Source organism: Pseudomonas umsongensis, from assembly GCF_002236105.1.
GTDB classification, from domain to species: domain Bacteria; phylum Pseudomonadota; class Gammaproteobacteria; order Pseudomonadales; family Pseudomonadaceae; genus Aquipseudomonas; species Aquipseudomonas umsongensis.
In genome coordinates, this window is sequence record NZ_NIWU01000005.1 from 60,638 (window position 1) to 83,312 (window position 22,675).

Here is a 22,675-nt window from a genome sequence, read left to right on the forward strand (position 1 = left end):
GCCATCATGCACAACTATTGTGCCAGTACTTCATCCGCCCTGCCGCCCGCGCGCTGGATCACCAGGTGGATGAAGTGCAGCTTGGCGATCACCGCGGGCGGCAGCACGAAGGGGTAGAAATCCGGCTGGCCCATGCTGCGCGACAATTCATTGAGCATGCCGGCCAGTTCGATCCACGCATTGACGAATGAGAGGAACGCGGTACCGCCGGGGTGCTGCGGATCGTAGAGGGTGCTGGGGGGAAAGGGCTGATAGTCGAGGTCCATTTCCCGTGCGCTCATGCCAAACCCGAGCGCGGTGTCGACGGCGTCCATCATGTGCAGGTAGTGAGCCCAGGTTTCGGCCCAGTCTTCCCAGGGGTGCATGGTGGCGTAGGCGCTGACGTACTGCTGCTGCCAGTCGAGCGGCGCGCCTTGCTGATAATGCCGCTCCAGGGCCTCGGCGTAGCTGGCGCGTTCGTCGCCGAACAGGTCGCGAAAGGGATCCAGCCAGTCACTATCAGCAATCAAGCGGTCCCAATAGTAATGCCCGACTTCATGACGAAAATGCCCGAGCAAGGTGCGATAGGGTTCGTGCATTTGCACCCGCACCTGTTCGCGGTGGGCGTCGTCGGCTTCCTTGATATCGAGGGTGATCAGGCCATTGGCGTGGCCGGTGGTGGGTGCATTGCCTTCGAGGTCGACGCCGATGAAGTCGAAGGCCAGGCCGACTTCCTCATCCAGGGTTTTCGGGACCACCTGCAACCCGAGGCTGACCAATTGCGCAACCAGTCGGCGCTTGGCGATTTCCATCTTGCGCCAGCGCTCGTGGTTTTCGGCAATGGATAAGTCGGGGATGGTACGGTTCAGGCTACAGGCGATGCACAGTGAGTCGTGGTCATTGGCGGGGAGCAACCAGTTGCAGGCGGCGGGCGAATCGAGATTGGCGCAGCGACGAAACAGGCCGGCAGAGGGATCGGCATCGAGCAGCCAGGTGTCGTGCTGTTCGCCTGGTTGCAGCGAAGACAGGCGGCTTTGCTCTGGCTGATAACCCAAGGCTGCAGAACAGGCCAGGCACTGGCTGTTGCGAAAGAACAGCGACTGCCCGCATCGACAGGGCCAGATCTTGCTGTTGCGCGAGCTTTCGCCGATGAAGGGGGCCGCGATACGCGACGTGAGCTGTTCGAAGAAGCGGTGCATGAGCGATCTCTCCCTGGGGCTTGCCAAGACTAGATCATTCCTGGGTGAAGATCGTTCCCATGCTCTGCGTGGGAATGCCTCAAGGGACGCTCCGCGTTCCAGCTCTCGAATGGGACGCGGAGCGTCCCGGGCTGCATTCCCACGCAGAGCGTGGGAACGATCACTTAGACCGCAATACCGTGTTTTTTCAGGAACTCGACGAACGCCTCTTCATCCAGCACCTTCAACCCCAGCTCATTGGCCTTGGTCAACTTCGACCCCGCTCCCGGCCCCGCGACCACGCAATGGGTCTTGGCTGATACGGAGCCTGCGACTTTGGCACCGAGGCTTTCGAGTTTGTCCTTGGCCACATCGCGGCTCATCAGTTCCAGCGAGCCTGTGAGCACCCAGGTCTGGCCGGCTAGGGGCAGGCCTTCGACGACTTTCTTCTCGCTGTGCCAGTGCATGCCGAAATCCGCCAGTTGCTTCTCGGCGGCTTCGGCCAGTTGGCGATTGGCCTCGATGGCGAAAAATTCGCGAACCGAAGTGGCCTGCTTCTCGGGCAATGCCTGGCGCATGTCCAACCAGTCGGCGCTGATCACCGCTTGCAGCGAACCGAACTTGTCAGCCAGTTTCTGCGCCCCGCCCGGCCCCACCGAAGGGATGTGCAGCTTGTCGAGGAAACCGCCCAACGTGGTGCTGGCGGCAAACTCGGCGCCCAACTCGCCCTGGTCCTGAATCTGCAAACCGTGGTTGAGCAGTTCGGTAATGACCTGCTGGTTGTGCGCATCTTCGAAGAAGCTGTGAATTTCGTGGGCCACTTCCAGGCCGACGTCCGGCAGGTAGGTCAGCACTTGTGGCAAGGCTTTTTGCACCCGCTCCAGCGAACCCAGGGAACGTGCCAGCACCTTGGCCGTCTCTTCGCCGACATCGGGAATGCCCAGGGCGTAGATGAAGCGTGCCAGACCCGGTTTCTTGCTGTCGGCAATAGCACTGAGCAGCTTGTTACTCGACAGCTCGGCAAAGCCTTCCAGGTCGACGATGTCTTCGAACTTCAGGGCGTACAGGTCAGCCGGCGAACTCACCAGCCCTTCATCGACCAGCTGTTCGACGCTCTTGTCGCCCAAGCCTTCGATGTCCATGGCGCGGCGGGAGACGAAGTGAATGATCGCCTGCTTGAGTTGTGCACCACAGGCCAGGCGCCCGACGCAGCGGTACACCGCGCCTTCGCTGACCGTCTCGCGACCCTTGCTGCGCTTGACCAGTTGCGTGCGCTCGACATGGGAGCCGCACACCGGGCACTGCTGCGGGATCTGCACCGGCCGGGCGTCTTCCGGGCGACGCTCGGTGACCACTTGCACCACTTGCGGAATCACGTCGCCGGCGCGGCGAATGATCACCGTGTCACCGATCATCAGGCCCAGGCGCGCCACTTCGTCCATGTTGTGCAGCGTCGCGTTGGCCACGGTGACACCGGCAACCTTGACCGGCCTGAGGCGCGCCACCGGCGTCACCGCGCCGGTGCGGCCGACCTGGAATTCCACGTCGAGCAGCTCGGTGAGTTCTTCCATGGCCGGGAATTTATGGGCGATGGCCCAGCGCGGTTCTCGGGCACGGAAGCCCAGTTCGCGCTGGGACGCGATGCTGTTGACCTTGAACACCACACCGTCGATTTCATAGGGCAACGCATTGCGGCGCTCGCCGATGTCGCGGTAGTAATCCAGGCACTCATCGATGCCGTTCGCCAGCTTCAGCTCATGGCTGATCGGCATGCCCCAGGCCTTGAGTTGCTGCAGGTTGCCGATGTGCGTGTCGGCGATGTCCGCAGACACCTGGCCGATGCCGTAGCAGCAAAACTCCAGCGGACGGTTGGCGGTGATCTTCGAATCCAGCTGGCGCAAGCTGCCTGCCGCGGCGTTGCGTGGGTTAGCGAAAGTCTTGCCGCCGACTTCCAGTTGCGTGGCATTGAGCCGCTCGAAACCGGCCTTGGACATGAACACTTCGCCGCGCACTTCCAGGGTCGCCGGCCAGCCAGTGCCGTGCAGCTTGAGCGGGATGTTGCGCACGGTGCGCACGTTGACGCTGATGTCTTCGCCGGTGGTACCGTCGCCGCGGGTGGCCCCGCGCACCAGCATGCCGTCCTGATAGAGCAGGCTGACCGCCAGGCCATCGAGCTTGGGTTCGCAGCTGTATTCAACCGCCGCGCCAGCGCCGAACAGATCACCGGCCGGCAGGTCCAGGCCCTCGGTCACCCGACGGTCGAACTCGCGCATGTCGGTTTCTTCGAAGGCGTTGCCCAGGCTGAGCATCGGCACTTCGTGGCGTACCTGGGTGAACGCCGACAGCGCCGCGCTACCGACCCGCTGGGTTGGCGAGTCGCTGGTGACCAGCTCGGGATGGGTCGCTTCGAGGGCCTTGAGCTCGTTGAACAACCGGTCGTACTCGGCGTCCGGGATGCTCGGCTCGTCCAGCACGTGATAACGATAGTTGTGCTGATCCAGCTCGGCACGTAGCTCTAGAATGCGGTCTTGGGCGGCAGTCATGGGTGGTCTCTCATAAAGCAAAAGAGCAGCCGAGGCTGCTCAATTTCGATGCGGCGTTGATTCATTGTAGGAGCCTGCGGTGCGGCGATCCGACTTGCCGGCGAAGGCGTATTCGACATCGCCATCGCCAGCAAGCCGGCTCCTACAGGGGTACGGAGGTTTCCACACGTTACAAATATCAGCGCTTCTGGGTCAGTGCGCGACGCTCGAATTCAACGATGCGTTGACGGTAGTGCTCGATCGTCTGGGCGGTCAGTACACTGCGTTGGTCGTCCTTCAGCTCGCCGTTCAACTCTTGTGACAGTTTACGTGCTGCAGCCACCATCACGTCGAAGGCCTGCTTCGGATGACGCGGGCCTGGCAAGCCGAGGAAGAAGCTCACCGCCGGGGTGCTGAAGTGGTCGATGTCGTCCAGGTCGAAGACGCCAGGCTTGACCGCGTTGGCCATGGAGAACAGCACTTCGCCATTGCCCGCCATGCTTTCGTGACGGTGGAAGATGTCCATTTCGCCGAAACGCAGGCCACTTTCGAGAATGTTCTGCAGCAGCGCCGGGCCCTTGAAGCCGGCCGGGTCGCGGCAAATTACGCTGATGACCAGCACTTCTTCTGCTTGCGGCTGCTCTTTTTCGCTGACCGCAGGCGATGCCTTGGTGTCATCCGGGAAATCGTCGTCACGGCTACTGAAGCTAGGGCCGCCGTCCAGGTCCAGGCTGAGGTTCATGTCACCCTGGGAAGGCTCGCCATGGCCACGCTTGCCGCGCTTGGAGCCCGAATCGCGGGCAGGCATGCTCACTGACGGCAGGTCGTGCTCGTCCAGTTGCGGTTCCTTGTGCGTATCCAGGACGCGAGACGGGCCCAACACCTCGGGGCTGGTGTCCTCGTCGGGCAAGTTGGACAGGCTCCGGTCAAGACGGAATTTCAGCTTTCCCTTGCCGCCGCGCATACGGCGCCAGCCATCGAAAAGAATACCGGCAATGACAATAATGCCGATGACGATCAGCCACTCGCGCAGACCGATTTCCATGTAATCCCGTGCCTCTATAAAAAATGCTGAAAAATAAGGGGCTTACATTCTGTAAACCGCTTTAAAACGTGGCGCCAACTCTATGTTCTGACAGGCGTTTTGCCCACGTATACGAAAAATTGACATTAAACTAGCACGACCAAAGGCAACTTTACACCGTCTGGCACGTTGGCCCCGCGATTATGTCGATTGGCCAGCAAGTCGGCATGGCTAATTAGGTCCCACCGCTAAAAAATCCGACCTGAAAGCCATATTTCAGGCGTCCACCATCGCCATGGCCTCCTCGACATCCACCGCCACCAGACGCGAGCAACCCGGTTCGTGCATCGTCACCCCCATCAGTTGTTCAGCCATTTCCATGGCGATCTTGTTGTGGGTGATATAGATGAACTGCACCGTCTGCGACATCTCCTTGACCAGTCGTGCATAGCGTCCGACGTTAGCGTCATCCAATGGCGCGTCCACTTCATCGAGCATGCAGAACGGCGCCGGGTTCAGCTTGAAGATCGCAAAAACCAGGGCCAATGCGGTCAGGGCCTTTTCGCCACCTGATAGCAAATGGATGGTGCTGTTCTTCTTTCCAGGCGGCTGCGCCATGATCGTCACCCCTGTATCGAGTAGATCTTCGCCCGTCAGTTCCAAATACGCGCGCCCTCCACCGAAAACTTTTGGGAAAAGTGCCTGTAAACCGCCATTGATCTGATCAAAGGTATCTTTAAAACGGTTTCGGGTTTCCTTGTCGATCTTGCGAATCACGTTCTCGAGCGTATCGAGCGCTTCGACCAGATCGTCGTTCTGGGCGTCCAGATAACGTTTACGCTCCGATTGTTGCTGATACTCATCAATGGCCGCGAGGTTGATCGCGCCCAGGCGCTGGATTCGCGCGGCAATGCGCTCGAGTTCTTCCTCGGCGGCTTTCTCGCTCGCCTCGGCGGTCAGCGTGGCCAGCACGCCGTGCAGGTCGTAGCCGTCTTCGAGCAACTGGTCCTGCAACGCCTTGCGCCGCACGGTCAGGGCTTGCCATTCCATGCGCTGGTTTTCAAGCTGGCCGCGAATCAGTTGGGACTGTTGTTCGGCCTGGTTGCGGCGCTTTTCGGCGTCACGCAGTTCGCGGTCGGCATCTTCCAGGGCGATCTGCGCGGTCTTGAGCTCTTCGTCGACGGTCATGCGCTTGTCGAGCAATTCTTCAAGTTTCAGGCGCAGCTCTTCCAGCGGCGCCTCGCCCTCTTCCAGATTGAGGCTCAGTTGCTCGCGTTTTTCCGTCAGGCGCTCGGCCTGCATTTCCAGGCGCTCCAGGGCCTGGCGCGTCGAGTCATGCTGGGCTCGCAGCGAGCCCAGGCGTACGGCCAGTTGATGGGCGTGATCCTTGTGCTGGCGGGCTTCCTGGCGCACCCGGTCAAGCCGTTCGCGCAAGCTGTCGCGTTGCGCCAGCAGCAGCTCGCGCTGCTCGGTGTCCAGGGCCATGGCGTCGAGGGCCTCCTGCAAGTGCAGGCGCGCTTCACCGATCTGTTCATGTTCCAGGGCTCGCTGTTCCGCCAACTCCTGGAGCTCTTCATCGAGGCGCGTGCGCCGCAGGTTCAACTGCTCGGCCTTGGCCTTGCCGGCCGACAGCTGAGCCTTGAGTTCACCTTGCTGGCGCGCTTCGTCCTGCAGCAGGCGGCGCAAATGTTCGCGGCCGTTTTCCTGCTGGCGCTGTTGCGCCCGCAGGTTTTGCAATTCGGTTTCCAAGGCTTCGACGGCCGCTTCACGTTCTTCGCGTTCAAGGCCCAGTTTCTGGATTTCCTGACCACGGGCGAGCATCCCGCTTTCCGCTTCACTGGCGCGGCGCACGCGCAAAAAGTGCCGACCGACCCAATATCCGTCGCGGCTGATCAGGCTCTGGCCCGCTGCCAGCTGCCCACGCAACCCCAGCGCTTGTTCGAGGCTTTCGACGGGTTTGACCTGCCCCAGCCACGGCGACAGATCGATCTGCGCCTCGACTTTATCGAGCAGGCTGCCGGGCACGCGCGCGCCGTCGGTCGCGGGGCTGAGCAAGCGCAGATCGCCTTGAGTAAACCCGGACAAATCGAAATCGTTGAAGTCATCCACCAGCACCGCTTGCAGGTCGGCGCCCAGTACGGTTTCCACCGCCAGCTCCCAACCGGCTTCGACTTTCAGGCCTTCGGCCAGGCGCGGGCGGTCCGCCAAATTCTGCTCGCTCAGCCATTGCGCGGTGCCGGTGCCCGGGTCTAGTGCGGCTTGCTGCAAGGCTTCGAGCGACGCCAGGCGACCGTTGAGGCGCTGCAGATCGCCCTGGGCCTGTTGTTGTGCCGACAGTGCGTGCTGCAATTGCTGGCGCAGTTGCTCGAGCTTTTCAACCTGAGCTTCTTCACTGGTTTGCAAATCCTCGAGGGTCGCCTCGGATTCGGCGAGCTGCTCGTTGAGCGCCATGATCGCCGCGTCTTCCGGGTCCGCCGACAACAAGGCGCGCTCTTCACCCAGGCGCCGGTGCCGTTCGGCCAGGCGCTCCAGGCTGGTTTCCAGCTGCTGGATCCGTGACTGCTGGACTTCCGACTGGCGCCGTGGCTCGGCGGCACTGAGGTTGAACGTGTCCCACTGCTCCTGCCAGCCGTGCATGGTGGTTTCGGATTCCTCCAGCGCAGCGGCAGCCTCTTCGGCGGCGGCGCTGGTGACTTCCTGCTCCGGCGTAAGCATGTCCAGTTCTTCGCCGAGGGTCAGCAACAGTGTGCGGTCGTGCCCCAGGTGCGACTCGGTCTCCAGGCGCGCACGCTCGGCTTCCTTCAAGTCGTCCTGCAATTGGCGCAAGCGCTGCTGGCCGTGCTGGATGCTCTGTTCGACCCGGGCGATGTCGCCGCCGACCGAATAGAAGCGCCCCTGCACCAGATTGAAGCGCTCGGAGAGGTCGTGATGGCCGTCGCGCAAGCGTTCGATGCTGGCGTCGGCGTTGCGCTGTTCGGCCACCAGGGCTTCGAAACTGACTTCCTGGGTGCCGATGATCGCTTCGCGCTGGCCGACCTGATCGTTCAGGTCCTGCCAGCGCAGGGCCGACAGTTGCGCCTTGAGCTGGCGCTCCTCGCCTTTGAATTCCTGGTACTTCTTGGCCGCTTCGGCCTGGCGGTGCAAGCGTTCGAGCTGACGTTCGAGCTCTTCGCGCAGGTCGGTCAGGCGCTCCAGGTTTTCGTGGGTGCGGCGGATGCGGTTTTCGGTTTCGCGCCGACGCTCCTTGTACTTGGAGATCCCCGCCGCCTCTTCAATGAAGTTGCGCAGGTCTTCAGGCTTGGACTCGATCAGCTTGGAGATCATCCCCTGTTCGATGATCGAGTAGCTGCGCGGGCCCAGGCCGGTGCCGAGGAAGATATCGGTGATGTCGCGGCGCCGGCATTTGGTGCCGTTGAGGTAATAGGTGGTCTGGCTGTCGCGGGTGACTTTGCGGCGAATGGAAATTTCCGCATAGGCGGCGTATTCACCGAGCAATGTGCCATCGGCGTTATCGAATACCAGTTCGATGCTCGCCTGGCTCACCGGCTTGCGGCTGGTGGAGCCGTTGAAGATGACGTCGGTCATCGACTCGCCGCGCAGGTTCTTCGCCGAACTTTCGCCCATCACCCAGCGCACGGCGTCGATGATGTTCGACTTGCCGCAACCATTGGGCCCAACCACCGCCGCCATGTTGCTGGGGAAGTTCACTGTGGTCGGGTCGACGAAGGACTTGAACCCCGCCAACTTGATGCACTTTAGCCGCACGCTTATGCGTCCGTCAGGGCAGAGATCACCAGATCGCAACTGCGCTGGCCATAAGCGGTCAGCACTTCGCGGATCAGTGGAAAATCACGGGCGATCACTGCAGCAAGCAGACGTTCGAACAGCTCCAGATACTCACTCATCGAGGCCTTGCGTTGCTCCAGGGCGAGAAAATACGCACGGCTCATGGCCGGCTGCAGATTCTCGACGGTTTCCTGCAGGTAAGGATTGTTGGCAAACGAGTACGTGGCACGCATCACGTTGAAACTGTCGTCGACGAAGGCATGGATGTCCTGGCGCTCGTAGCTGGCCGTCAGGCGCTGCTGGATCTGCACGAACGGCGCCAGATCGGCCTGGACTTTCCAGCCAGTGGCCACGGCGTTGGCGAGCAGGATGTACATCTCGCTCATCAGCGTGCAAAGGCTCTTGACCTTGTGCGCGGTGAGTTCGGTGACGTGGGCGCCACGTCGCGGCAGGATGGCGATCAGGTGCCGGCGCTCGAGAATCAGCAAAGCCTCGCGGACCGAGCCACGACTGACGTCGAGTGCCTGCGTGACCTTCTGTTCCTGGATGCGCTCCCCGGGCTTCATTTCGCCGCGAATGATGCGTTCGGCGAGATGATGCGCGATTTGCTCGGCGAGGCTGTCCGGCGCCTTGAACGTCATGGTTGTCCTTCAAACTCTTCGATTTGTACAAGCGGCGCAGTGTAGCGCAATTGATACGTCATGGCGCAGGGCCCACCCAGTGGTTTTTGGCACGATTCAAGCAAAAAGCAGGCTGTTGATCGAGGGTCAATAATGAAGAAAAGCGACGTTAATCGACAAAATGCATTTTCCTGACCTTTAAGTCAGAAAATCATTGACCGAAAAGTCAGACCTGCTAAATTCGGTTCATGGCGGTTAACAACAATAATGAGTCTGCGAGGCCTTCCGTGATCCAGTTTTTACTCAACCAGGAACTCCGTAGCGAGCACGCCCTGGACCCGAACCTGACCGTGCTCAATTATCTGCGCGACCATGTGGGCAAACCCGGCACCAAAGAAGGCTGCGCCAGCGGAGACTGTGGCGCGTGCACCGTGGTGGTCGGCGAATTGCAGACCGATGATGCGGGCCGCGAACACATTCGCTACCGCAGCCTCAACTCGTGCCTGACGTTCGTTTCGTCCTTGCACGGCAAGCAACTGATCAGCGTCGAAGACCTCAAGCACAAGGGCGAACTGCACAGCGTGCAGAAGGCCATGGTCGAGTGCCACGGCTCGCAATGCGGGTTCTGCACCCCAGGTTTCGTGATGTCGTTGTTTGCCCTGCAAAAGAACAGCGATGCACCGGATCAGCACAAGGCCCACGAAGCCCTGGCCGGCAACCTCTGCCGCTGCACCGGCTATCGGCCGATCCTGGAAGCCGCCGAGCAGTCCTGCTGCGCTAAAAAGCCGGATCAGTTCGATGCCAACGAAACCCAGACCATTGCCCGGCTCAAAGCCATCGCGCCGACCGATATCGGCGAACTCAACAGCGGTGACAAGCGTTGCCTGGTGCCTTTGACCGTGGCCGACCTGGCCGACCTCTACGACGCTTATCCACAGGCCCGGCTGCTGGCCGGCGGCACTGACCTGGCGCTGGAAGTGACCCAGTTCCACCGCACGTTGCCGGTGATGATCTACGTCGGCAACGTCGCCGAAATGAAGCGCATCGAACGCTTCGACGACCGCCTGGAAATCGGCGCCGCCACCGCCCTCTCCGACTGCTACGAGGCCCTGAAGTCCGAGTACCCGGACTTCGGCGAACTGCTGCAACGCTTCGCCTCCCTGCAGATCCGCAACCAGGGCACTTTGGGCGGCAACATCGGCAACGCCTCGCCCATCGGCGACTCGCCGCCCCTGCTGATTGCCTTGGGCGCGCAAATTGTCCTGTGCAAGGGCGAAACCCGCCGCACCCTGGCCCTGGAGGATTACTTCATCGATTACCGCGTCACGGCGCGCCAGGAAAGCGAGTTCATCGAGAAGATCATCGTGCCTCGCGCCAGCGTCGAACAGCTGTTCCGCGCCTACAAGGTGTCCAAGCGCCTGGACGATGACATTTCGGCCGTGTGCGCGGCATTCAACCTGCGCCTGGAAAACGGTGTGGTCGCCGATGCCCGCGTGGCCTTCGGTGGCATGGCGGCCATTCCGAAACGCGCCAACAGTTGCGAAACCGCGCTGATCGGTTCGCCCTTCAACAGCGCCACCGTTGAACGCGCCTGCGCTGCCCTGGCCGAAGATTTCACACCGCTGTCGGACTTCCGCGCCAGCAAGGAATACCGCCTGCTCAGCGCACAAAACCTGCTGCGCAAATACTTCATCGAACTGCAAACGCCGCACATCGAGACTCGGGTGACCGCTTATGTCTAACCATCACGCCGTAGAGAAGACCCAGGCCGAACTGGCTGAACTGTTCGCCAAGGACCTGACCACCGGTGTCGGCCGCAGCGTCAAGCACGACAGCGCCGCCAAGCATGTGTCCGGTGAAGCGCAGTACATCGATGATCGCCTGGAGTTTCCGAACCAGTTGCACGTGTACGCCCGCATGTCGGACCGTGCCCACGCCCGGATCATTAGCATCGACACCTCGCCGTGCTATGCCTTCGAGGGTGTGCGCATCGCCATTACCCACGAAGACGTACCGGGCTTGAAGGACATTGGCCCGTTGCTGCCGGGCGATCCGCTGCTGGCGATCGACACCGTGCAATTCGTCGGTCAACCCGTGGTGGCCGTTGCCGCCAAAGACCTGGAAACCGCACGCAAGGCGGCGATGGCCGCGATCATCGAATACGAAGACCTGGAACCGGTACTGGACGTGGTCGAAGCCCTGCGCAAGCGCCACTTCGTGCTCGACAGCCACACGCACCAGCGCGGCGATTCGGCGACGGCGCTGGCCACTGCCGAACATCGCATCCAGGGCACGCTGCACATCGGCGGGCAGGAACACTTCTACCTGGAAACCCAGATTTCCTCGGTGATGCCCACCGAAGACGGCGGCATGATCGTCTACTGCTCGACCCAGAACCCCACCGAAGTGCAGAAACTGGTGGCCGAAGTGCTGGACGTTTCGATGAACAAGATCGTGGTCGACATGCGTCGCATGGGTGGCGGTTTTGGCGGCAAGGAAACCCAGGCGGCCAGCCCGGCCTGCCTGTGCGCAGTGATCGCGCACCTCACCGGCCAGCCGACCAAGATGCGCCTGCCCCGTGTCGAAGACATGCTGATGACCGGCAAGCGGCACCCGTTCTATGTCGAATACGACGTGGGCTTCGACAGCACCGGACGCCTGCACGGCATCAACCTGGAACTGGCCGGCAACTGCGGCTGTTCGCCAGACCTGTCGGCGTCGATCGTCGACCGCGCGATGTTCCACTCGGACAACTCGTATTACCTGGGCGACGCGACCGTTAACGGTCATCGCTGCAAGACCAACACCGCCTCGAACACCGCCTACCGTGGGTTCGGCGGCCCGCAAGGCATGGTCGCCATCGAAGAAGTGATGGACGCCATCGCCCGTCACTTGGGGCTGGATCCGCTGGCGGTGCGCAAGGCCAACTACTATGGCAAGACCGAGCGCAACGTCACCCATTACTACCAGACCGTCGAGCACAACATGCTCGAGGAAATGACCGCCGAACTGGAAGCAAGCAGCCAGTACGCCGAGCGCCGCGAAGCGATCCGTCGCTACAACGCCAACAGCCCGATCCTGAAAAAGGGCCTGGCGCTGACCCCGGTGAAATTCGGCATCTCCTTCACCGCCAGCTTCCTCAACCAGGCCGGCGCCCTGGTACACGTCTACACCGACGGCAGCATCCACCTGAACCATGGCGGCACCGAGATGGGCCAGGGCCTGAACACCAAAGTCGCGCAAGTGGTGGCCGAGGTGTTCCAGGTGGAAATGGACCGCGTGCAGATCACCGCGACCAACACTGACAAAGTACCGAACACTTCGCCGACCGCGGCCTCCAGCGGCGCCGACCTGAACGGCAAGGCTGCGCAGAATGCCGCTGAAACCATCAAGAAACGCCTGGTGGAATTTGCCGCGCGGCAATACAAGGTCAGTGAAGAAGACGTGGAGTTCCACAACGGCCACGTGCGGGTTCGCGATCACATCCTGACTTTCGAAGCACTGATCCAGCAGGCGTACTTCGCCCAGGTGTCGCTGTCGAGTACCGGGTTCTACAAGACCCCGAAAATCTACTACGACCGCAGCCAGGCCCGGGGGCGTCCGTTCTATTACTACGCCTTCGGTGCAGCCTGCTGCGAGGTGATCATCGACACCCTGACGGGCGAGTACAAAATGCTGCGCACCGACATCCTCCACGACGTCGGTGCCTCGCTGAACCCGGCCATCGACATCGGCCAGGTCGAAGGCGGTTTCATCCAGGGCATGGGCTGGCTGACCATGGAAGAGCTGGTGTGGAACAACAAGGGCAAGCTGATGACCAACGGCCCGGCCAGCTACAAGATCCCGGCCGTGGCGGACATGCCGCTGGACCTGCGGGTGAAGCTGGTGGAAAACCGCAAGAACCCGGAAGACACGGTGTTCCATTCCAAGGCCGTGGGCGAACCGCCGTTCATGCTCGGCATCGCCGCCTGGTGCGCGATCAAGGACGCCGTGGCGAGCCTGGGCGACTACCGGCATCAACCGAAGATCGACGCGCCGGCGACGCCGGAGCGGGTGTTGTGGGGCTGTGAGCAGATGCGCCAGTTGAAGGCGGCGAAGGCTGTCGAGGCCGATGCCGAGTTGGCTTCGCTCTAAGACCGAGGCGCGGCCTTCGCGAGCAGGCTCGCTCCCACAGGGGAAAGCATTCCAAATGTGGGAGCGAGCCTGCTCGCGAAGAGGCCCGAACAGACAACAGAGATGTTGAGGTGAAACATGTACAACTGGATCGACGCCCTCGCCGACCTGCAAAACCAGGGTGAACCCTGCGTGTTGGTGACCATCATCGAAGAGCTCGGCTCGACGCCGCGCAATGCTGGCTCGAAGATGGTTGTCAGCGCCCGCCAGGCCTTCGACACCATCGGTGGCGGACACCTGGAATACAAGGCCATGCAGATCGCCCGCGAAATGCTCGCCAGCGGCAAGCAGGACACCCATCTCGAGCGCTTCAGCCTCGGCGCCAGCCTGGGCCAGTGCTGCGGCGGCGCGACCGTGTTGCTGTTCGAACCGATGGGCCAGGTCCAGGCGCAGATCGCCGTGTTTGGCGCCGGCCACGTCGGCCGCGCGCTGGTACCGCTGCTGGCCAGCCTGCCCTGCCGGGTGCGCTGGATCGACTCGCGGGAAGACGAATTCCCGGAACAGATTCCCCACGGCGTACGCAAGATCGTCAGCGAAGAACCGGTGGATGAAATCGACGACCTGCCCGCCGGCAGCTACTGCATCGTCATGACCCACAACCACCAGCTCGACCTCGAACTCACCGCCGCCATTCTCAAGCGCAACGACTTCGCCTACTTCGGCCTGATCGGCTCGAAAACCAAACGGGTGAAGTTCGAACACCGCCTGCGCGACCGCGGCTTCGACAGCAGTGTCGTGCAACGCATGCGCTGCCCGATGGGCATCGGCGAAGTCAAAGGCAAGCTGCCTGTGGAAATCGCCATCTCCATCGCCGGCGAGATCATCGCCACTTATAACGCCAGTTTCGGCCAACAAACGTCCCGCGCCGAACCGATTGCCAAGTTGCTGCCCGTTTCACGCCGCAGCCAGGCCACCAACTTGAAAGCCTCAAATTGAGAACTGACATGCCCCTGACTCGCAAAGCCTACCGCGCCGCCATTCTGCACAGCATCGCCGACCCCGCCGAAGTCGGGATCGAAGCCTCCTATGAGTATTTCGAGGACGGTTTGCTGGTGATCGAAAACGGCAAGATCAGTGCCCTTGGCCACGCCAGTGAACTGCTGCCAACGCTGCCGGCCGATATCGAGATCACCCATTACCAGGATGCACTGATCACCCCCGGCTTCATCGACACCCACATCCATCTGCCACAAACCGGCATGGTCGGCGCCTACGGCGAGCAACTGCTGGACTGGCTCAACACCTACACCTTCCCCTGTGAAAGCCAGTTCGCCGACAAGGCTCACGCTGACGAAGTGGCGGACATTTTCATCAAGGAACTGCTGCGCAACGGCACCACCACCGCGCTGGTGTTCGGCAGCGTGCACCCGCAATCGGTGAACTCGTTCTTCGAGGCCGCCGAGCAGCTGGACCTGCGCATGATCGCCGGCAAGGTGATGATGGACCGCAACGCCCCGGACTACCTGACCGACACCGCCGAATCCAGCTACCTGGAAAGCAAGGCGCTGATCGAGCGCTGGCACGGCAAGGGTCGCCTGCACTATGCCGTCACCCCGCGTTTTGCCCCGACCAGCACCCCGGAACAGTTGACCCTGGCCGGCCAGTTGCTGACCGAATACCCGGATCTGTACATGCAGACCCACATCAGCGAAAACCTCAAGGAAATCGAGTGGGTCAAGGAACTGTTCCCGGAGCGCAAGGGCTACCTGGACGTCTACGACCACTACCAGTTGCTCGGCGAGCGCTCGGTGTTCGCCCACGGTGTGCACCTGTGCGATGACGAATGCGCGCGACTGGCCGAAACCGGTTCGGCCATCTCGTTCTGCCCGACGTCGAACTTCTTCCTCGGCAGCGGCCTGTTCAACCTGCCGATGGCCGAGAAGCACAAGCTCAATGTCGGCATCGGCACCGATGTAGGCGGCGGCACCAGTTTCTCGCTGCTGCAAACGCTGAACGAGGCCTACAAGGTCATGCAGCTGCAAGGCGCGCGCCTGAGCCCGTTCAAGTCGCTGTACCTGGCCACCCTCGGCGGCGCCCGTGCGCTGCGTCTTGAAGACAAGATCGGCAATCTGCAGCCGGGCACCGACGCCGACTTCCTGGTGCTGGACTACAACGCCACGCCGTTGCTGGGCTATCGCCTGCAGCAGGCCAATAACATTGCCGAGACGTTGTTTGTGTTGATGACGCTGGGGGATGACCGGACGGTGTTGCAGACTTATGCGGCGGGGAATCTGGTGCATCAGCGCTAGGTTTTTCGGGCATGAAAAATCCCCCGCACTCTACAGTCCGGGGGATTTTTATTGGCTGCCAGAAAGATCAAAGGATCGCAGCCTTCGGCAGCTCCTACATGGAATGCATTCCTCTGTAGGAGCTGTCGAGTGAAACGAGGCTGCGATCTTTCAAAGCTTGGCTGGCGAACGCCCCGGCTTCTTGGTCTGCAGCAAATGCGAGAACACCGCATGCAAATCATCCGACGCACTTTCTTCATCGAGATTGAGCTTGCTGTCGATGTGATCCATGTGATGCATCATCAGGTTCACCGCCAGTTCAGCGTCGCGCTTTTCAATGGCGTCGATCAGTTGGGTGTGTTCGTCGTAGGAGCAGTGGGAACGGTTGCCGCTTTCGTACTGGGCGATGATCAGCGAAGTCTGGGACACCAGGCTGCGCTGGAAGCTGATCAGCGGGGCGTTTTTTGCCGCTTCGGCCAGCTTCAGGTGGAACTCGCCAGACAGGCGGATGCCGGCACCACGATCGCCACGGGAGAAACTGTCGCGCTCGTCGTTGACCATCTGGCGCAATTCGGCAATTTGCTCGGCGGTGGCGTGTTGAACCGCCAGTTCAGTGATCGCACGTTCCACCAGGCGCCGGGCCATGAACACCTGACGCGCCTCTTCGACACTCGGGCTGGCAACGACAGCCCCGCGATTGGGACGCAGCAATACCACGCCTTCATGGGCCAGGCGCGACAGCGCGCGGCGAATGATGGTGCGGCTGACCCCGAAAATTTCCCCCAGCGCTTCTTCGCTCAACTTGGTGCCGGGCGCCAGGCGCTGTTCGAGGATAGCCTCGAAGATATGCGCGTAGACAATATCGTCCTGGGTTCCGCTGCGGCCGGCTTTGCCTGCGCGCGGCTGTTTCTTTAGGGGTTGCAACTGTTCGTTCATGGGCACTCGAGTCGGGAGAACTGCGGCGAATTGACGGTGACTGTAATACGGCACAGTGGGTCGCTGGCAAGTATCGCGTAAAAAACACTGCGATTGTACACAATGGTTGGTGCCAACACGACTGTACGGCTGTTTGTCACTTCCGCTGTATCGCAACGATCCATTACGTTTGAGTTTAGGCTTTAAAGCAGAATTCGCAGCCTGAACAAGGAACAACGCTGTCATGACAGACGCCACGCACACGCAACTGCGCCCCCTGGCCGACACATCGCCATCGGCCATCGTCGCCGGGTTCATCGCCATGATGACTGGCTACACCAGTTCACTGGTGCTGATGTTCCAGGCCGGGCAAGCAGCCGGGCTGACCAGCGGGCAGATTTCCTCGTGGATCTGGGCGATATCCATCGGCATGGCGGTGTGCTCGATCGGCCTGTCGTTGCGCTATCGCACCCCCATCACCATTGCCTGGTCCACCCCGGGCGCGGCTCTGCTGATCACCAGCCTGGGGGGCGTGACCTACGGTGAAGCGATCGGAGCCTATATCACCTGCGCAGTGCTGGTGACCATTTGCGGGCTGACCGGCAGTTTCGAGCGCCTGGTGAAAAAGATTCCGGCGTCCCTGGCGGCGGCTTTGCTGGCGGGGATCCTGTTCAAGATCGGCAGCGAGATTTTCGTCGCGGCCCAGCATCGCACCGCGCTGGTGCTGGGCATGTTCTTTACCTACCTGGTGGTCAAGCGCCTGTCGCCGCGTTATGCAGTATTGGGCGCATTGCTGATCGGCACGGCGTTGTCCGGGGTCATGGGGCTTCTGGACTTCAGCGCGTTCCACCTGGAAGTGGCCACGCCTGTGTGGACCACACCGCATTTCTCCCTGGCCGCGACCATCAGTATCGGCATCCCGTTGTTCGTGGTCGCGATGACTTCGCAAAACATGCCGGGCATCGCCGTGCTGCGCGCCGACGGTTACAACGTGCCGGCCTCGCCGCTGATCACCACCACCGGCATCGCCTCGTTGTTGCTGGCGCCATTCGGTTCCCACGGGATCAACCTGGCTGCCATCAGCGCGGCGATCTGCACCGGGCCACATGCCCATGAGGATCGCAACAAACGCTACACGGCGGCGGTCTGGTGCGGGATTTTCTATGGCATCGCCGGTGTGTTCGGCGCGACGCTGGCAGCGTTGTTTGCCGCTTTGCCCAAGGAGCTGGTGCTGTCGATTGCCGCACTGGCGTTGTTCGGTTCGATCATCAATGGCTTGAGCATCGCCATGAGCGAGGCGAAGGAGCGTGAAGCGGCGCTGATTACCTTCATGGTCACGGCATCGGGGCTGACGCTGTTTTCCATCGGTTCGGCGTTCTGGGGAATTGTGGCGGGGGTGGTGACGCTGGTGATTCTGAATTGGAGTAAAAGCTGAAAGATCGCAGCCTTCGGCAGCTCCTACATTGAACGCGTGGCCCTGTAGGAGCTGACGAGTGAAACGAGGCTGCGATCTTTTGATCCAAAAAAAACGGCGACTCAAGGGTCGCCGATTTTTTCAGAACATCAAGCTACCGGATTGATCGGCTTTTCCGGGTACCAGACGTCCAGCAGCGGGCTGACTTCAACACTGGTCAGCTCGGTGCGGCCTTTGAGCCAGGCTTCAACGGCAGCGCGCTGTTCAGCGCTGACCGAGCCACGCTTGATCAGGCAAACCAGACCGTAGTCATCACCGCCGACATAGCCCAGACCGTTGGCTTCCATGGCTTCTTTAAGGAAGGCCTCGAGGAAGGCATCAATGGCTTCTTCGGACAGATCTTCCTTGAAATCCAGGTTCAGTTCGAAACCCAGCTCTTGAAATTCATCGACGCACAATTTTTTGCGCAGACGCTGGGAACGGTTAGTCGCCATTGGAACAATCCTCTTAAGTAATAACGGGCCGCACTTTAGCAGTTTAAGCCGCCAATTGCCCGATTCTCTGGGCCGCGATGCCTACCGTCGGTAAAAAATAGCCGATTGGAGGCCCCACGCACGGCACACGCTGTAGCACCTTGGGGCATAATGCCGACACTTTCATGACTACTGAGGGAATTTATCTTCATGCCCTCGTCTTTTTCCCCCTCGGCTGTAGGGTTTTATTTACATGATCAAATCGTTGCGTCCATTGCTCCTGGCCGGCCTGCTTTTCCCCCTGGCCCTCCCCGTTTCCGCTGATCAGATCAACACCAGCCTGTCGCCCAATGTCGAAAAAGCCCTCAAGGCCAGCAAATTGCAGGACAACGCCCTGTCGCTGGTGATGATTCCGCTCAACGGCCCCGGCACCCCGACCATTTTCAACGCCGACGTCTCGGTCAATCCGGCGTCGACCATGAAACTGGTCACCACTTACGCGGCCCTGGAAATGCTCGGCCCCAATCACCAGTGGAAAACCGAGTTCTATACCGATGGCACCCTGAGCGGCGGCATCCTCAACGGCAACCTCTACCTCAAGGGTGGCGGTGATCCGAAGCTGAACATGGAAAAACTCTGGCTGCTGATGCGCGACCTGCGCGCCAACGGCGTGACCCAGGTGACCGGCGACCTGGTCCTGGACAAGAACTTCTTCGTGCAACCGCAACTGCCCGAGTTCAACGACGACGGCAACGACGAGAACAAGCCGTTCCTGGTCAAGCCCGATGCGTTGTTGGTCAACCTCAAGGCCCTGCGTTTCGTGGCGCGCAACGATGGCGGCCGGGTGCTGGTCTCCGTGGAACCACCGATTGCCAGCATCCGCATCGAAAACCAGGTCAAGGCGATCAATTCCAAGCAATGCACCGGCGGCGTGCGCTACAACCCGGTGCCCCAGGCCGATGGCAGCGTGACCGTGACCGTCGGTGGCCAGTTGGGTGATGGCTGCAGCTCGCAAACCTACCTGTCATTGCTGGACCACGCGACCTACACGGCCGGTGCCGTGCGCGCGATCTGGAAAGAACTGGGCGGCAGCATCCAGGGCAAGGACGTGCTGGCGGCAACGCCCAAGGGCGCCAAGGTACTGGCCCGGGCCTTCTCGCCGGATCTGGCGGAAATCATCCGCGACATCAACAAATACAGTAACAACACCATGGCCCAGCAGCTGTTCCTGAGCCTGGGCCAGAAGTACCGCACCGACGCCGACGCCGACGACGCCAAGGCCGCCCAGCGCGTGGTGCGCCAGTGGTTGGCGAAGAAAGGCATCACCGCGCCGCACCTGGTGATGGAGAACGGCTCCGGGCTGTCTCGTGCCGAACGTGTCAGTGCCCGGGAAATGGCGTCGATGCTGCAGGCCGCCTGGCGCAGCCCTTATGCCGCCGAGTACATCGCCTCAATGCCGATTGCCGGTACCGACGGCACCATGCGCAAACGCCTGAAGACCACCGCAATGCGCGGTGAAGCCCACGTCAAGACCGGCACCTTGAACACCGTGCGGGCGATCGCCGGCTTCAGCCGCGACATCAACGGCAACACCTGGGCGGTGGTAGCGATTCTCAACGACAAGGCACCGTTTGGCGCGTCGTCGGTGCTCGACCAGGTGCTGCTGGACCTGTATCGCCAGCCGAAACTGGCGCAGACCGCTTCGGTGCTCTAACCCCACCTCAATCAACTGTGGGAGCGAGCCTGCTCGCGAAAGCGGCTTATCAGTCACATCGATGTTGAATGTGCTGCCGTCTTCGCGAGCAGGCTCGCTCCCACAGTGATGGTGTACAACCCCCGGCTCAGTTCATCTCCCCCTGCACCCGATCCCTGCCTTCCTGCTTCGCCACATACACCCCCGAGTCCGCCCGTAACAACAGCGCATCCGCACCTTCTCCGGGTCGCCAGCTGGCAATGCCGAAACTGGCGGTGACCACGCCTACTTCATCGATCGGCGCACTGCGCAGGCTTTGCCACAACTCCAGTGACAACAGATGGGCCTGCTCGCCACCGATGTCCGGGCAAAGGACCATGAACTCCTCGCCACCCAGGCGGCAGAACACATCCGAGCGCCGCAGCCGATGACCAATGCGCTCGCACACCGCCTGCAACACCCGATCGCCGACGGCGTGGCCGTACTGGTCATTGATACGCTTGAAGTGGTCGATGTCGAGCATGATCACCGACAGTTCGCCACCACCGCGCTCCACCCGCGCCATCTCGGTGGTCAGCCGTTCCTGGAAATAGCGACGATTGTGGATACCGGTCAGGGAATCGGTGACCGACAGCGCCCGCAATTCTTCTTCCACTCGCTTGGTGTCGGTAATGTCGGAAATGTAGCCATGCCAGAGCACGCCGCCGCCGGGCAGTTCCTCCGGGGTCGCCTCGCCACGGACCCAGCGCAGGCCGCGCTGGGGCAATTGCACGCGGTACTCCTCGCGCCAGTGGCTGAGGCTGTTGGCGGAGGCGCGGATCGAGGCGCGCACGCGGGTGGTGTCCTGAGGATGAATCCGCGTGAAAATCGCTTCGGCGTTGAGCAACAGCACGTCCGGCTCCAGCTCATAGATCTCGCGAATACCGTCGCTGGCGTAGATCACGCTGAAGCGCCCGTCGAACTCCATCTTGAACTGGTAGATCCCGCCGGGCACATGGGCACTGAGCTTCTTCAACAACAGGTCCCGCGCGGCCAGGGCCTCGTGCACGCGCTTGCGTTCAGTGATGTCGATGCAGATCGCCAGGTGCCCGACCCACAACCCCTGCTCGTCGAGGACCGGGGTCGCCAGCATGTTGACAATCAGATGGCTGCCATCGCCGCGTACCAACGTCCACTCCCGCGCCTCATGGCCACCCTCCTCGCCGCCCTCGACCAGCATCGCGTGACAGGCCGGTACCGGCTTGCCGTAACGCGCACTCAATTCCGCCGAGCGTGCCGCGAGCTCCCGGGGCAAGTGCAGGTTTTCCAGGGTCATGTGCCCGACCACGTCGGCGGCGGTATAACCGAGCATCTGCTCGGCGCCGGCATTGAAAGTGCTGATCACCCCGCGCAGGTCCGTGGCGATGATGGCTACCTGGGTCGCGGCATCCAGCACCCCGCGCAACTGGCCATGGGTGCCGCGCAGTTCCTGTTCGCGGGCGCGCAGCTCCGCGGTCCTTTGCTCGACCATTTTCAGCGCCCGCTGCCGCTGACTGACCAGTACATACAGCAAGGCGCTGAGCAACACACTGAGCAAGCCACCGAGCACGACCAGCGTGGTCACTGAAGAGTGGTTGGCTTGGAGAAAAGCCTCGCTGGGCCGGATATCGACCTGATAATCATGATCGGCGAGACGTAACAAGCGCGTCGTGGACAAGTCACTGTGCGCTGGTGCATTGGGCGATTCAAACAGCACCTCGTGCTGCTCATCGGTGGACAGGTCGAGGATACGCACCGAGAGATAATCGCGACCCGCCTCCGGCAACCCGTCCGCCAGCAACTGGCGCATGCTGATCACCGCCATGACATACCCGAACGGTTTGCCGGTTGCGCCGCCTTTGTTGCTGTGCGGCATGACCGGCGCGACCAACAGTACGCCTCGCGCATAAGCCGGCTCGATATTGACCAGGTGCATCGGTTGCGACACGGCCATGCCCTGATGCTGGTCGGCCCGCTCCAAGGTGGCCCGACGCAAGGGCTGAGCCAGCAAGTCATAACCCAGCGGCGCACCGAGCTTGCTTTGCGTCTGGCTATACAGCACCGCAACGTACTCATCCCGCTCGCCGGCCAATTGCAGTTGGCCGGCGGCATTGAGTTCGCGCAGGGTGAACCCGCTCAGGCCCTCCTCGCGCGCCCGGCGCTCAAAGGCCGCCCGCTGGTCGCGGCTGACCCGCTCGGCGAACGAATACGCCTGGGTCCGGTGCAACAGGGGTTGGGTGTAGCCGTTGAATTCCGCGTGCGAGACCGTATCGGAGTTGGCAAAGAAGCGGCGCAGGCCATCGAGGCGCTGCTCCTGATCCTGGAAACGTTCTTCGATACGGCTGTAGCGTTCGCTGGCTAGTAACTGGAAGCGTTGACGCAATTGATTGTGAAACAGGTTTAGCGTCGACCAGGCGAGCAGTGCCGTGAGAATCGCGCCGACGAGCAAGACCATGAGCGCGACCAGCCCGGCCGAGACATCTTCGCTGATAAAACCCAGGATCTTGGGGCGCACGGCGTACAACGACATAGACGCAACTCAAAACGCCATGTGCGGGAAAGCCCATTGGCCGTGAGTTGAGTTATAGCTATTAGCCACTAATTTGACCAGTGGTGCGGGACCAACAACATCTGGTGCGCCTCCCCTCCTGT

The 22,675-nt window shown here is 61.4% G+C and carries 14 protein-coding genes; 6 read left to right on the forward strand and 8 right to left on the reverse strand.

From position 1 onward, the window contains the following. Window positions 1–14: 14 nt before the first annotated feature. The 5 genes from PSUM_RS22485 to PSUM_RS22505 form a co-directional block, all read right to left on the reverse strand. Window positions 15–1,178: a zinc-binding metallopeptidase family protein gene (locus tag PSUM_RS22485; RefSeq protein WP_033045460.1), complete on the reverse strand. Its 1,164-nt coding sequence runs from the start codon at window positions 1,176–1,178 to the stop codon at window positions 15–17. A 164-nt stretch (window positions 1,179–1,342) separates the two neighbouring features. Further along, window positions 1,343–3,700, reverse strand: coding sequence for an NAD-dependent DNA ligase LigA (gene ligA, locus PSUM_RS22490; protein ID WP_020795925.1), 2,358 nt, complete (start codon window positions 3,698–3,700; stop codon window positions 1,343–1,345). A gap of 178 nt (window positions 3,701–3,878) precedes the next feature. Then, window positions 3,879–4,724, reverse strand: coding sequence for a cell division protein ZipA (zipA, locus tag PSUM_RS22495; protein WP_020795924.1), 846 nt, complete (start codon window positions 4,722–4,724; stop codon window positions 3,879–3,881). A 255-nt stretch (window positions 4,725–4,979) separates the two neighbouring features. After that, entirely contained in the window at window positions 4,980–8,468 is a 3,489-nt protein-coding gene (gene smc / locus PSUM_RS22500) for a chromosome segregation protein SMC (RefSeq protein ID WP_083349570.1), read from the reverse strand. A gap of 2 nt (window positions 8,469–8,470) precedes the next feature. Continuing rightward, complete coding sequence (locus PSUM_RS22505) at window positions 8,471–9,130, reverse strand: GntR family transcriptional regulator (RefSeq protein ID WP_020795922.1); 660 nt, start codon at window positions 9,128–9,130, stop codon at window positions 8,471–8,473. A gap of 266 nt (window positions 9,131–9,396) precedes the next feature. Here PSUM_RS22505 and xdhA point away from each other — a divergent pair, with 266 nt between their 5' ends. The 4 genes from xdhA to guaD all read left to right on the forward strand — a co-directional run bounded on the left by xdhA (window position 9,397) and on the right by guaD (window position 15,531). Continuing rightward, window positions 9,397–10,851, forward strand: a complete 1,455-nt coding sequence (gene xdhA / locus PSUM_RS22510; RefSeq protein WP_083349571.1) for a xanthine dehydrogenase small subunit — start codon at window positions 9,397–9,399, stop codon at window positions 10,849–10,851. Further along, entirely contained in the window at window positions 10,844–13,243 is a 2,400-nt protein-coding gene (xdhB, locus tag PSUM_RS22515) for a xanthine dehydrogenase molybdopterin binding subunit (RefSeq protein ID WP_020795919.1), read from the forward strand. The genes xdhA and xdhB overlap by 8 nt, the downstream gene beginning before the upstream one ends. A 117-nt stretch (window positions 13,244–13,360) precedes the next feature. After that, entirely contained in the window at window positions 13,361–14,218 is an 858-nt protein-coding gene (gene xdhC, locus PSUM_RS22520) for a xanthine dehydrogenase accessory protein XdhC (protein ID WP_020795918.1), read from the forward strand. 8 nt (window positions 14,219–14,226) lie between these two features. Beyond that, a complete protein-coding gene (gene guaD, locus PSUM_RS22525) occupies window positions 14,227–15,531 on the forward strand; it encodes a guanine deaminase (RefSeq protein ID WP_083349572.1) in 1,305 nt (434 codons plus the stop codon). 150 nt (window positions 15,532–15,681) lie between these two features. On the opposite strand, the gene PSUM_RS22530 is transcribed toward guaD, so the two are convergent. Then, window positions 15,682–16,446 (reverse strand): GntR family transcriptional regulator, encoded by a 765-nt coding sequence (locus tag PSUM_RS22530; protein ID WP_020795916.1) that lies wholly within the window; start codon window positions 16,444–16,446, stop codon window positions 15,682–15,684. A 223-nt stretch (window positions 16,447–16,669) separates the two neighbouring features. Here PSUM_RS22530 and PSUM_RS22535 point away from each other — a divergent pair, with 223 nt between their 5' ends. After that, window positions 16,670–17,860, forward strand: a complete 1,191-nt coding sequence (locus PSUM_RS22535) for a benzoate/H(+) symporter BenE family transporter (RefSeq protein WP_033045248.1) — start codon at window positions 16,670–16,672, stop codon at window positions 17,858–17,860. A gap of 128 nt (window positions 17,861–17,988) precedes the next feature. On the opposite strand, the gene PSUM_RS22540 is transcribed toward PSUM_RS22535, so the two are convergent. Next, complete coding sequence (locus PSUM_RS22540) at window positions 17,989–18,333, reverse strand: YggL family protein (protein WP_008056407.1); 345 nt, start codon at window positions 18,331–18,333, stop codon at window positions 17,989–17,991. A gap of 232 nt (window positions 18,334–18,565) precedes the next feature. Between PSUM_RS22540 and dacB the strand changes: the two genes are divergently transcribed. Next, on the forward strand, window positions 18,566–20,026 hold the full coding sequence (gene dacB / locus PSUM_RS22545) for a D-alanyl-D-alanine carboxypeptidase/D-alanyl-D-alanine endopeptidase (protein WP_020795914.1): 1,461 nt from the start codon (window positions 18,566–18,568) through the stop codon (window positions 20,024–20,026). 127 nt (window positions 20,027–20,153) lie between these two features. Here dacB and PSUM_RS22550 read toward each other — a convergent pair whose 3' ends face one another. Continuing rightward, a complete protein-coding gene (locus PSUM_RS22550) occupies window positions 20,154–22,553 on the reverse strand; it encodes a sensor domain-containing diguanylate cyclase (protein ID WP_083349573.1) in 2,400 nt (799 codons plus the stop codon). Window positions 22,554–22,675 lie beyond the last annotated feature (122 nt).

What these genes read in the sequence shown, in the direction of transcription:
- PSUM_RS22535 (WP_033045248.1), top strand. Translation starts at nt 16,670, where the DNA reads ATGACAGACGCCACGCACACGCAACTGCGCCCCCTGGCCGACACATCG.
- xdhB (WP_020795919.1), top strand. Translation starts at nt 10,844, where the DNA reads ATGTCTAACCATCACGCCGTAGAGAAGACCCAGGCCGAACTGGCTGAA.
- PSUM_RS22540 (WP_008056407.1), bottom strand. Translation starts at nt 18,333, where the DNA reads ATGGCGACTAACCGTTCCCAGCGTCTGCGCAAAAAATTGTGCGTCGAT.
- zipA (WP_020795924.1), bottom strand. Translation starts at nt 4,724, where the DNA reads ATGGAAATCGGTCTGCGCGAGTGGCTGATCGTCATCGGCATTATTGTC.
- guaD (WP_083349572.1), top strand. Translation starts at nt 14,227, where the DNA reads ATGCCCCTGACTCGCAAAGCCTACCGCGCCGCCATTCTGCACAGCATC.
- ligA (WP_020795925.1), bottom strand. Translation starts at nt 3,700, where the DNA reads ATGACTGCCGCCCAAGACCGCATTCTAGAGCTACGTGCCGAGCTGGAT.
- xdhC (WP_020795918.1), top strand. Translation starts at nt 13,361, where the DNA reads ATGTACAACTGGATCGACGCCCTCGCCGACCTGCAAAACCAGGGTGAA.
- PSUM_RS22485 (WP_033045460.1), bottom strand. Translation starts at nt 1,178, where the DNA reads ATGCACCGCTTCTTCGAACAGCTCACGTCGCGTATCGCGGCCCCCTTC.
- PSUM_RS22550 (WP_083349573.1), bottom strand. Translation starts at nt 22,553, where the DNA reads ATGTCGTTGTACGCCGTGCGCCCCAAGATCCTGGGTTTTATCAGCGAA.
- dacB (WP_020795914.1), top strand. Translation starts at nt 18,566, where the DNA reads ATGATCAAATCGTTGCGTCCATTGCTCCTGGCCGGCCTGCTTTTCCCC.
- PSUM_RS22505 (WP_020795922.1), bottom strand. Translation starts at nt 9,130, where the DNA reads ATGACGTTCAAGGCGCCGGACAGCCTCGCCGAGCAAATCGCGCATCAT.
- PSUM_RS22530 (WP_020795916.1), bottom strand. Translation starts at nt 16,446, where the DNA reads ATGAACGAACAGTTGCAACCCCTAAAGAAACAGCCGCGCGCAGGCAAA.